The sequence below is a fragment of the Micromonospora sp. AMSO31t genome (assembly GCF_008868175.1).
Taxonomy (GTDB): domain Bacteria; phylum Actinomycetota; class Actinomycetes; order Mycobacteriales; family Micromonosporaceae; genus Micromonospora.
The window spans coordinates 1-10,594 of record NZ_WBKT01000193.1 but is presented as its reverse complement, the minus strand read 5'-3'; the positions used below and the strand labels follow the sequence as shown (position 1 = coordinate 10,594).

At 75.4% G+C, this 10,594-nt stretch carries 12 protein-coding genes; 3 read left to right on the top strand and 9 right to left on the bottom strand.

Annotation, left to right across the window (positions count from 1 at the left end; translation table 11 throughout):
* Positions 1–1,752: hypothetical protein (locus F8274_RS31440; protein WP_192580016.1), on the top strand; the 1,752-nt coding region annotated here is incomplete at its 5' end.
* 18 nt (positions 1,753–1,770) lie between these two features.
* Here the strand turns inward: F8274_RS31440 and F8274_RS27490 are convergent.
* From F8274_RS27490 to F8274_RS27465, 6 genes are all read right to left on the bottom strand, one after another.
* Positions 1,771–2,049, bottom strand: a complete 279-nt coding sequence (locus tag F8274_RS27490; protein ID WP_151465270.1) for a hypothetical protein — start codon at positions 2,047–2,049, stop codon at positions 1,771–1,773.
* Positions 2,050–2,148: 99 nt separating this feature from the next.
* Positions 2,149–3,210, bottom strand: a complete 1,062-nt coding sequence (locus F8274_RS27485; RefSeq protein WP_370518279.1) for an ABC transporter ATP-binding protein — start codon at positions 3,208–3,210, stop codon at positions 2,149–2,151.
* Entirely contained in the window at positions 3,207–4,007 is an 801-nt protein-coding gene (locus tag F8274_RS27480) for an ABC transporter permease (protein ID WP_151465268.1), read from the bottom strand. Before F8274_RS27480 ends, F8274_RS27485 begins: the two co-directional genes overlap by 4 nt.
* On the bottom strand, positions 4,004–4,774 hold the full coding sequence (modA, locus tag F8274_RS27475; protein WP_192580017.1) for a molybdate ABC transporter substrate-binding protein: 771 nt from the start codon (positions 4,772–4,774) through the stop codon (positions 4,004–4,006). Before modA ends, F8274_RS27480 begins: the two co-directional genes overlap by 4 nt.
* An 11-nt stretch (positions 4,775–4,785) precedes the next feature.
* Entirely contained in the window at positions 4,786–5,181 is a 396-nt protein-coding gene (locus tag F8274_RS27470) for a molybdopterin-binding protein (protein ID WP_151465266.1), read from the bottom strand.
* 97 nt (positions 5,182–5,278) lie between these two features.
* Positions 5,279–7,336 carry a heavy metal translocating P-type ATPase gene (locus tag F8274_RS27465; protein WP_151465265.1) on the bottom strand — a complete coding sequence of 686 codons (2,058 nt, stop codon included), beginning with the start codon at positions 7,334–7,336 and terminating at the stop codon, positions 5,279–5,281.
* A gap of 133 nt (positions 7,337–7,469) precedes the next feature.
* On the opposite strand from F8274_RS27465, the gene ygiD reads away from it, so the two are divergent.
* Positions 7,470–8,339, top strand: coding sequence for a 4,5-DOPA dioxygenase extradiol (gene ygiD, locus F8274_RS27460; RefSeq protein WP_151465264.1), 870 nt, complete (start codon positions 7,470–7,472; stop codon positions 8,337–8,339).
* A 7-nt stretch (positions 8,340–8,346) separates the two neighbouring features.
* Here the strand turns inward: ygiD and F8274_RS27455 are convergent, their stop codons facing one another.
* Positions 8,347–8,730 carry a DUF1622 domain-containing protein gene (locus tag F8274_RS27455; protein WP_151465263.1) on the bottom strand — a complete coding sequence of 128 codons (384 nt, stop codon included), beginning with the start codon at positions 8,728–8,730 and terminating at the stop codon, positions 8,347–8,349.
* 232 nt (positions 8,731–8,962) lie between these two features.
* Between F8274_RS27455 and F8274_RS31435 the strand changes: the two genes are divergently transcribed.
* Positions 8,963–9,130 (top strand): hypothetical protein, encoded by a 168-nt coding sequence (locus F8274_RS31435; protein WP_192580015.1) that lies wholly within the window; start codon positions 8,963–8,965, stop codon positions 9,128–9,130.
* Positions 9,131–9,139: 9 nt separating this feature from the next.
* Here F8274_RS31435 and F8274_RS27450 read toward each other — a convergent pair whose 3' ends face one another.
* A complete protein-coding gene (locus F8274_RS27450; RefSeq protein WP_151465262.1) occupies positions 9,140–9,799 on the bottom strand; it encodes a DUF2238 domain-containing protein in 660 nt (219 codons plus the stop codon).
* 103 nt (positions 9,800–9,902) lie between these two features.
* Positions 9,903–10,568, bottom strand: a complete 666-nt coding sequence (locus tag F8274_RS27445; RefSeq protein WP_151465261.1) for a TcmI family type II polyketide cyclase — start codon at positions 10,566–10,568, stop codon at positions 9,903–9,905.
* Positions 10,569–10,594 lie beyond the last annotated feature (26 nt).

The following is a 10,594-nucleotide window of genomic DNA, read 5'->3' as shown; positions in this document are numbered from 1 at the left end:
CGTATCCGTCTCCGCCGGCCGGCCGGGCCGGCCACCCCCGCCCCGGACACCGACGCGTCCGCGCCCACGCCGGGCGAGGACGCCACGCCACCCGGCGACGCGGCGCCACCCGCCGGTCCGGCGCGGCACGCCTCGCGTACCCGTCGGGTCGCCGCCGGGGTGCTCACCGGGCTGGCCGCGCTGCTGGTGGTGGCGGCGCTGGTTGCGCCGGACCGGCCGACCGAGGCCGGGCCGGGCGCGGTGCTGCGGATCCCGGTCGAGGCCCTGGTCGCGGTGGCGCTGCTGCTCGTCCTGCCGGACCGGGCCCGCCGGCCGGTCGCCGTGGCGCTCGGCCTGGTGCTGGGCCTGCTGACCGTCGTCAAGCTGCTGGACACGGGCTTCTTCGTGGCCCGGGACCGGCCGTTCGACGTGCTGCTCGACTGGGGGCTGTTCGACGACGGCTACGGCTACCTGTCCGACTCGTCCGGCCGGGCCGCCGCCGTCGCCGCGGCGGTCGGGGTGGTGCTGCTGGTGGCCGGCCTGCCCGTGCTCGTGGCGCTCGCGGCACGGCGGCTGGCCCGGCTCGTGGCGCGGCACCGCACCGGCGCGACGCGGGTGGTCGCCGCACTGGCCGTGCTGTGGCTGGGCTGCGCCCTGCTCGGGGTGCGCCTCGCCGCCGGCGTGCCGGTCGCCGACCGGACCGCGACCGCCCTGGTGGCGTCGCACGTCGGCCAGGTACGGACCGGCCTGCGCGACCGGGCGGCGTTCGCCGGGGAGATGACGGCCGACGCCTACCGGGACGTGTCCGGCGACCGGCTGCTGACCGGGCTGCGCGGCAAGGACGTCCTGGTCACGTTCGTGGAGAGCTACGGCCGGGACGCCGTGGAGGACCCGGCCCTCGCGCCGGGCGTGACCGCGGTCCTCGACGACGGCTACCGCCGCCTGCGCGCGGGCGGCTACGACGCCCGCAGCGGCTTCCTCACCTCGCCCACCTTCGGCGGCGGCAGCTGGCTGGCACACGCCACCCTGCTCTCCGGGCTGTGGATCGACAACGACCAGCGGCACCGGGACCTGCTGGCCGGGGACCGGCTCACCCTCAACGGCGCGTTCCACCGCGCCGGGTGGCAGACGGTCGGCGTCTTCCCGGCCGCCACCCAGCCCTGGCCGGAGGGGAAGTTCTTCGGCTACGACCGGTACTACGACGCCGAGAAGCTGGCCTACCGGGGCCCGAAGTTCAGCTACGCGCCGATGCCCGACCAGTACACCCTGGCCACCTTCCAGCGGCTGGAGCGGGACCGCCCGCACGCCCCGCTCATGGCGGAGATCCCGCTGGTGTCCAGCCACTCCCCCTGGTCGGCCATCCCGAAGCCGGTGCCCTGGGCAGCGGTCGGCGACGGCACCATCTTCCACACGGCGTCCACGAGCACGGGCGGCAGCCGGGACGTCGTGCAGCGGGACGCCGCCCAGATCCGCGCCGACTACGCGCACTCCATCGAGTACAGTCTCGGCACCCTGGTGTCGTACGTGCTGACCCACGGCGGGGACGACCTGGTGCTGGTGATTCTCGGTGACCACCAGCCGACGGCCTCGGTGACCGGCGAGGGCGCCAGCCGGGACGTGCCGATCACCATCGTGGCGAAGGACCCGGCCGTGCTGGACCGGGTCGCCGACTGGGGTTGGCAGGACGGGCTGCGCCCCGGCCCGCAGGCCCCGGTGTGGCGGATGGACGCCTTCCGGGACCGCTTCCTCGCCGCCTTCTCTCCCGCGCACTGAGGTGATGCCGCGACCGGTTCAGGCCGCCCGGCGCCGGTCGCGGGCGGTCCGGTCGGGGGTCTCGCGGAACTCGGCGCGCCGCGTGCCGGCCCGGGCCAGCCGCATCGCCCGGCGGGCGTTGTCCATCGGCTCGCAGGGCGCGCTCCGCCCGGCGCACAGCAGACTGGTGCAGTGTCCCGCCGCGTCGGGCTGGTGCGCGGCGGCCACGTCGTACGCCGCCCGCCACAGCAACGGGTCGGTGACGTCGTCCGGCAGGACGACGTCCTGACTGGACCGGAACCGTGTCGTCTCGGGCACCCCGTTTCCCCCTTCGTGTGATCGCTCCCCCTGTTCAGTGACCGGGTGGGCCGACATCAAACGTCCCACCGGCCCGGGTGGACCGGCCAGCGGCCTGCGTCACGCCGGGTACGCGCGGGTCTCCGCGGCCTTGACCGCCGCCCAGACCGGCTGGCCGGGGCGCAGCCCGAGGTGGGCCGCCGCGGCGGGGGTGACATCGGCGGCCACGTCGACCGGCCCGGAGAGCTGGACCCGCAGGTTGTCGCCGTGCCGCTGCACACCCGTCACGGTGGCCGGCCAGACGTTGCGGGGGCTGCCGTCCGGTCGGGCCGGGTGCAGCGCGACGGCGGCCGGTGGGAAGGCCACGAACGCCTCTCCCCGCACGGTGTCCGCCGTGGTGAGGGTGAGGCCGCCGACCGTGACGGCGTGCCCGTCGGCGTGCCCGCGGTGCAGGTTGAGGCCGACCAGCCGGGCCACGTAGTCGGTGCGGGGGCGGGCCGTGACGGTCGCCGCGTCGCCCTCCTGGACCACCCGCCCCTGCTCGACGATGACCAGCCGGTCGGCGAGCACCAGGGCGTCCAGCGGGTCGTGGGTGACCAGCAGGGTGGCGCCGGGGTGCGCGCCGAGGTGGCGCTGGAGTTCGGCGCGGGTGTCCAGCCGGGTCCGGGCGTCGAGCGCGGCGAGCGGCTCGTCGAGCAGCAGCAGGGTCGGCTCGACGGCGAGCGCGCGGGCGAGGGCGACCCGCTGGGCCTGCCCGCCGGAGAGCTGGCGCGGCTTGTGCCGGGCCTGCCCGCCCAGGCCGACCCGGTCCAGCCAGCCTTGCGCCCGGGCCCGGGCGGCCCGCCGGTCGGCGCCCCGGCGGCGCGGCCCGAACGCCACGTTGTCGAGTGCGCTGAGGTGCGGGAAGAGCAGGTAGTCCTGGAACACCACGCCGGCCGGGCGCCGCTCGGGCGGCGTCCACACCCGCCGGTCGGGGCGGTCGAGGTCGACGCCGCCGAGAGTGAGGTGCCCGGCGGTGAGCGGGTGCAGCCCGGCGAGGGCCCGCAGGGCGGTGGTCTTGCCGGCCCCGTTCGGGCCGAGCAGCGCCACCACCTCCCCGGCGCCGATGGTCAGCCGCACGTCGAGGTGGAACGCGCTCCGGTCGGCGACCAGATGCGCGTCGAGCAGGGGCGGGGCGGTCACGTCACACCGACCCAGCGGTCGCGCAGCCCGGCCAGGATGGCCACGGAGACGGTGAGCAGGATGAGGCTCAGCACGATGGCGGCCTGCACGTCGGTCTCCAGCGCCAGGTAGACGGCCAGCGGCATGGTCTGGGTCCGCCCCGGATAGTTGCCCGCGAAGGTGATGGTCGCGCCGAACTCGCCGAGCGCGCGGGCCCAGCAGAGCACCGCGCCGGCCGCCACCCCGGGGGCGACCAGCGGCAGGGTGACCCGGGTGAAGGTGGTCCAGCGCCCGGCGCCGAGGGTGGCCGCCGCCTCCTCGTAGCGGGGGTCGGCGCCGCGCAGCGCGCCCTCAACGGCGATGACCAGGAAGGGCATGGCCACGAACGCCTCGGCCAGCACCACCCCGGCCGTGGTGAACGGCAGGCTCACCCCGAAGGTGGCGTCCAGCCAGGACCCGAGCAGCCCCCGCCGGCCGAAGACCAGCAGCAGCGCCACCCCGCCGACCACCGGCGGCAGCACGAGCGGCACGGTGACCAGCGCGCGGACCAGCCGCCGGCCGGGGAACTCGACCCGGGCCAGGAGCCAGGCCAGGGGTACGCCGAGCGCGACGCAGAGCAGCGTGGCGGCCGTCGCGGTCTCCAGGGACAGTCGCAGCGCGGTGAGCACGCCCGGCTGGGCGAGCCGCCGGGGCAGCGTGGTCCAGGGCGCCCGGACCAGCAGCCCGGCCAGCGGCAGGACGAGGAAGAGCAGCCCGAGCCCGGCGGGGAGCAGCAGCGCCAGCGGCACCCGCTGCCGGCGGCGCGGGGGTCGGCTCACCGGCTCGGCGGGGCCTGGAACCCGGCGGCGGTGAGCACGGCCAGGCCGGCGTCGGAGCGGACGTGGTCGACGAAGGCGCGGGCCCCGGCCGGGTTGCCGGCGTGCTTCAGGACCACGATCGGGTAGTCGTTGACCGCCCGGGCGGACTCGGGGAACTCGACGGCGTCCAGGTCGGCGGCGGCGCCCCGCACGTCGGTGCGGTAGACCAGCGCCGCGTCGACCTCGCCCAGCTTCACCTTGGCGAGGGCGCCCTTGACGTCCTGCTCCAGGGTGGCCGGGGTGAGCCGCACGCCGGCCGCGGCGAGGGCGGTCCTCGCCGCGGCGCCGCACGGCACCTGCTCGGCGCAGAGCGCCACCTTCGCCCCGGGCCGGACCAGGTCGGCCAGGCCCGCGACCCGGTCCGGGTTGCCCCTGGGTACGGCGATGACGAGCTGGTTGCGGACCAGGACGGCCGGTGTCCCGGCGGCGTCGCCCGCGTCGGTGACGGTCTTCATGGTGGCCGGCGAGGCGGCCGCGAACACGTCGGCCGGCGCGCCCTGGGTGATCTGCGTGGCCAGCGCCGAGCTGCCGGCGAAGTTGAAGACGACCCGGCTGCCGGGGTGCGCGGCCTCGTAGTCCCGGCCGAGCGTCGTGAAGGTCTCGGTGAGCGAGGCGGCGGCGAAGACGGTCACCGTGCCGCCCCGGTCGGCGCTCGACCCGCCGTCGGCGCCGCCGCAGCCGGTCAGGGCCAGGCTCAGCGCGGCCACCCCGGCAAGGGTGGCGCGGATCCACCATGCGGTCACGGGTTGGTCCTCCCCGTCGGCGCGCGCTCCACCACGACGGTGGTCGACTTGATCACGGCGACGGCCACCGAGCCGACCTGGAGGTCGAGGTCGTCGACGGCCTCGCGGCTCATCAGGGACACGATCCGGAACGGCCCGGCCTGGATGTCGACCTGGGCCATCACGGTGTCCTTGACGACGGCCGTGACGATGCCGCGCAGCCGGTTGCGGGCCGAGGAGAGCTCGGGATGGCCCGGTGCGCGGACGAACGCGGCCAGGTCGGCGCCGTCGAGCACCCGGTGGCCGTGCTCGTCGCGGATGGCGGGCAGCCGCCCGGCGTCGATCCAGCGGCGGACCGTGTCCGCGCTGACCCCGAGCAGTTCGGCGGCCTCGCCGATCCGGAATACCGTCACGCGGCCACCCTAGCGGTTCGCAGGTGCGGGTGAAAGGCGGCGTGACCCCTCGCATCCGCCAGGAGCGAGGGGTCACGCCGGCCGTAGCTGCGGCGGACTAGTCGTCGGCAGGGGTGAGCCGCACCCGGCGGAGCAGTTGGGCGTTGAGCGCCACCACGATGGTGGACGCGGACATCAGCACCGCGGCCACCGCCGGGCTGAGCGCGACGCCCGCCCAGGCCAGCACCCCGGCGGCGAGCGGGATGGCCACCACGTTGTAGCCGGCCGCCCAGGCCAGGTTCTGGCGCATCTTCCGGTACGACGCCCGGGACAGCCGGATCACGCCGGTGACCCCGCGCGGGTCGGAGCCGGCCAGCACCACCCCGGCGGACTCGATCGCCACGTCGGTGCCGGCGCCGATGGCCACGCCCACGTCGGCGCGGGCCAGGGCCGGGGCGTCGTTGACCCCGTCGCCGACCATGGCCACGGTCAGCCCGCGGGCCTGGAGTGCGGTGACCGCCTTGTCCTTGTCGGCGGGGAGCACCTCGGCGAAGACCTCGTCCACACCGGGGCGGAAGCCCAGGTCGGCGGCGACCGCCTCGGCGACCGGCCGGGCGTCCCCGGTGATCATCACGATCTTCCGCACGCCCTGCTCGCGCAGTTCGGCGATGGCCGCGCGGGCCTCCGGGCGGACCTCGTCCTCGAGCGCGAACGCGCCGACCACCTCCGGCCGGCCGGCGCCGGGCAGCCGGACCAGGTGCAGCACCGCGGCGCCGCGCCGGGACCAGCCCTCCGCCGCCCGCGCCAGCTCGGCCGGCGCGTCGGTGCCCAGCTCGCGCAGCAGGGCCGGGCCGCCCACCGCCCAGTCGGCGCCGTCCACCGTGGCGCGTACGCCCCGGCCGGTCAGCGAGCGGAAGTCCCGGGCGGACGCCCGCAGGCCCCGGTCCTGCGCGGCGGTGACGAGGGCCCGGGCGAGCGGGTGCTCGCTGTCCGCCTCGACCGCCCCGGCGAGGCGCAGCGCGCCGTCGTCGTCCAGCCCGCCGGTGGCGGCCACCCCGGTCAGGGTGTGCCGCCCCTTGGTGAGGGTGCCGGTCTTGTCGAACAGCACCGCGTCGACGGTGCGCATCCGTTCCAGGGCGAGCCGGTCCTTCACCAGGATGCCGGCCCGGGCGGACAGCGCCGTGGAGAGCGCCACGACCAGCGGGATGGCCAGGCCGAGGGCGTGCGGGCAGGCGATCACCAGCACCGTGACGGTCCGGACCACGGCCTGGTCGGTGTCGCCGAGCAGCAGCCAGGCCGCGAAGGTGGCCAGGCCCGCGAGGGCCGCGACGTAGAACAGCAGCGCGGCGAACCGGTCGGCGAGTGCCTGGGCGCGGCCGCCGGAGGACTGGGCCTGGGCCACGAGACGGCCGATGCCGGCGAGCGCGGTGTCCTCGCCGACGGCGTCGACGCGTACCCGCAGGGCCGAGTCGGTGGCCACCGTCCCGGCGACCACCCGGTCCCCGGCGGCGCGCGGCACCGGCCGGGACTCCCCGGTGATCATCGACTCGTCCAGCTCGGCGGCCCCGTCGACGATCCGGCCGTCGGCCGGGACCCGGCCGCCGGAGCGCACCAGCACCAGGTCACCGACCCGCAGATCGACCACCGGCACCCGGTGCGGGGCGCCGGATTCGTCGAGGCGTTCGGCGTCGTCGGGCAGCAGCGCCGCGAGCGCGGCGAGCGCGCCCTGGGCCTGCCCGATCGCCTTCATCTCCTGCCAGTGACCGAGCAGCATGATGGTGACCAGGGCCGCCAGCTCCCACCAGAAGTCCAGGTCGAACAGGCCGAGGCTGGTGGCCACCGACGCCAGGTACGCGACCGTGATCGCCGTCGAGATCAGCAGCATCATGCCCGGCGCCCGGTCGCGCACCTCACGGACGCCGCCGACCAGGAACGGCCAGCCGCCGTAGAAGAAGACGACGGTGCCGAGGGCCGGGCCCACCCAGCGAACGCCCGGGAGGTCGAGCGAGTAGCCGAGCCAGTCCATGACCATGTGGCTGGTCAGCACGATCGGCACGGTCAGCGCCAGGCTCAGCCAGAACTTCCGGCGGAACTGCTCAGGGTCGTGCCCGGCGTGCTTGTCGTGCCCCGCGCGCGGGTCGTGGTCCGCGCCGCGGTGCCCGTGTTCGTGTTGCATCGAACTCCACCTCCGCGCCCCACCTTATACCCCTAGGGGGTATGTGCCAACCCGCCGGTCCCGTCGCGACCGGTGGCCGGACACGCGGGGGCCCGCGGGTTAGCCTCGGGGCAAGGTCGGCCCGGGGAGCGAGATGAGCGAGCAGAGCACCCAGACGGTGCAGCCGGCGGCGTTCTTCGGGCACGGCAACCCGATGAACGCGCTGGAGGTCAACCGCTACACCGCCGCCTGGCGGGAGTTCGGCCGGTCGGTGCCCCGGCCCCGGGCCATCCTGGTGGTCTCCGCGCACTGGTACATCGGCGCCACCGCGGTCACCGCGATGCCTCGGCCGCGCACGATCCACGACTTCTACGGCTTCCCGCAGCAGCTCTTCGACGTGCGCTACCCGGCGCCCGGGCTCACCGAGCTGGCCGAGGAGATCAGCGACACGGTGCACCCCACCTGGGTCGGCGCCGACGTCGACTCCTGGGGCATCGACCATGGCACCTGGTCGGTGCTGACCCACGCGTTCCCCGACGCCGACATCCCCGTGGTGCAGCTCAGCATCAACGCGTTCAAGCCCCTCGACTACCACCTCGACCTCGGCGCCCGGCTCGCCCCGCTGCGCGAGCGCGGCGTGCTCGTGGTGGCCAGCGGTAACGTGGTGCACAACCTGGGCGGCGTCGACCCGCGGCTGACCGACGAGGGCTTCGACTGGGCGCGCCGCTTCGACGACGCCGCCCGGGAGACGGTCCAGGACGCACCGACCGAGGCGGCCCGGCTGGACGGGCACCGGGACTTCGACCTCGCCGTGCCGACCCCGGACCACTTCATCCCGCTGCTCTACCTGGCCGGGCTGGCCGCCGCCGCCGGGGACCGCCCCGACGTGCTGGTCGACGGGTACGCGTACGGGTCGCTGTCGATGACCGCGTACACCCTCGGGCTGCGCTGCCGGGGCGCGCAGCCATCGGGCGGCGCGGCGTCGCTGCCGGCCGGCGTGCCCGCGGACTCCGCCAACATCTGAGGCGTTCTCAGCGCTCCGGTCGGGACCCCACGCCGGAGCCGCCGATCGGCACCTTGCCCTGCCACGGCCAGCGGCCGTCCAGCTCCACCTGCAGCGAGACGCTGAGGAACGTCCGGACCGCCACGATCAGCGCCAGCACCCCGACGCTGGTGAAGGTGGGCGACACCGCCACGGTCCGGATGATGTCCCCGGCGACCAGGAGTTCCAGGCCGAGCAGGATGGCCCGCCCTACCCCCTGCCGGTACGACCGGTAGTGGTCGACGACCTGCCGGGTGCGCCACCAGCGCAGCCCGAAGACGACCGTGGCGATGGCGACGCCGACCGCGATGACCACCACGCCGGCCAGGTCCAGGAGGGTGCCGACGTGCTGGATGATCTCCCTGGTCGGCACCCGATACCCCCGTACGGCCGGCCGCACCCACGACGGCCCCGCGCGGGCCGTCCGCAGCACCACCCTGTCGCATCACCGCTGCCGGCGGGCGGCTTTCGCCCGAGCCCGCCCGGACGCGGGCCGCGCCGGCATTCGCCTACCACGGCCCGCCGCCGCACCTAGGGTGGGAATCGGACCCGACCGTCCCACCGCTCTGGCGGGCGGTCACCGACGGCGACTGCGAGGAGCGGACGTGACGGAGCCGGAAGAGGACCGGGAGAAGACCAAGAAGACCGACGACGTCCTGTACTCCGCGGACGGGGACCCCCACCACAACCTGGCCCAGGCGCCGCAGCCCGACGAGCACCTGCCCGCCCGGTTCGAGCACGACGGCGAGACGGAGACCGTCGGCGACGAGTGAGCCTGCCGGTCAGGCGTCGGTCCGGGCCGCCCGGACATCGATCCCGGCGGGCGGCCGGCTGGTGGCCGGCAACTGGCGGTCGTGCAGGCGGCTGAGCAGCGCCAGCGAGGTGATCGCGCCGAGCAGCGCCAGGAACATGTCCCACTGGGTGTCCCAGACGTCGCCCTGGGTGGCGAGGAAGTCGTCGGCCGCCGACCCGCCGGCCAGCGCCGCCCACCACTCGATCATCTCGAAGAGGGCGCTGAACGCCAGGCAGGCGCAGACCACCAGCGGGGCGAGCCAGCGGCTGCCGCGCAGCGGCGACCGGCGGACCAGGATCTCGCGGACCAGGATCGCCGGCACGAAGCCCTGGACGAAGTGGCCGAGCCGGTCGTAGGGATTGCGGGACAGGTGGAACGTCTCCCGCGCCCAGTCGCCGACCGGCGTGCGCGCGTAGCTGTAGTGGCCGCCGACCACGAGGATCAGCGCGTGCGCCGCGAGCAGGCAGCAGAGCAGCGTGGTCAGTGGGAACCGGCGCCAGGTGACCAGCACCAGCGGGACGCCGACGAGCACCCAGACCGTCTCCAGCAGCCAGGTCAGCCGGTCGTACGGCCGGATGCCGGAGGCCACGAGGGCGGCGAGGACCAGGACCAGCAGCGCCGGTGGGACGAATCTGCGTGCTCGGGACACCGCGACCGCCTGTTCGCGTCTCACCCGGTGCGGCCCGGCGCCGTCCGGAGAGGCCGACGATAGCGGGCGGTGGGGGCGCCGTGGGACGCCCCCACCGGGCGGCTCAGTCCTGGGCCTGCCAGCGGTAGAACACCGTGGCCACCGAGTCCTGCGGGCCGTGCCACTCCTCCGGCCGGTACGGGCTCACGTACGGCGCCAGGTCCTGCATCACCTTCGCGAAGACCGGCTTCGCGTCGTGGTTGTTCCGGGTCGCCTCGGCGGCCGACGCCTCCTGTTCGAGCAGGTGGACGTAGACGTCGTCGATCGCGTAGAGCCAGCGCCCGGTGACACCCAGCTCGGTCGGCAGCGAGCCGGCGTCGGATTCGGCGAAGACCCGGGCCACGTCCGGTTCGGCGCCGGGCTTGATCCGCCCGACGATGACGGTCAGCGTCGTGTCCGCGGGCGGCTCCCCCTCCGGGGCCCAGTGGTAGAACTCCTTGGCCACCGAGTCGGAGGGGTTCTTCCAGTAGCGCGGGTACGGCGTCACGTACGGGCCGATGGCCTCGGCGATCTTCTGGAACGCGGGCAGCCCCCGGGTCTGGCCGGAGATCCGCGGGTCCTGCTCGCGCTCGATGACGTGGATGTAGAGGTCGTGGTGGGACAGCAGGATGCGCCCGACGACCCCGAGGTCCTGGGGTCGGGTGGCCTGGTCGTAGTGGCCGAAGACGTCCCCGACGATCTTGTCGCTGCCGGGGACCATGTGGCAGACGATCACGTTCCGGAAGACCATGGCTGCTCCTTGGTTGGGTTCGGGTG

Excerpts from the sequence above, each read along its gene's own strand:
- F8274_RS27445 (WP_151465261.1), bottom strand. The coding sequence starts at position 10,568 with ATGGTCTTCCGGAACGTGATCGTCTGCCACATGGTCCCCGGCAGCGAC.
- F8274_RS27465 (WP_151465265.1), bottom strand. The coding sequence starts at position 7,336 with ATGCAACACGAACACGGGCACCGCGGCGCGGACCACGACCCGCGCGCG.
- ygiD (WP_151465264.1), top strand. The coding sequence starts at position 7,470 with ATGAGCGAGCAGAGCACCCAGACGGTGCAGCCGGCGGCGTTCTTCGGG.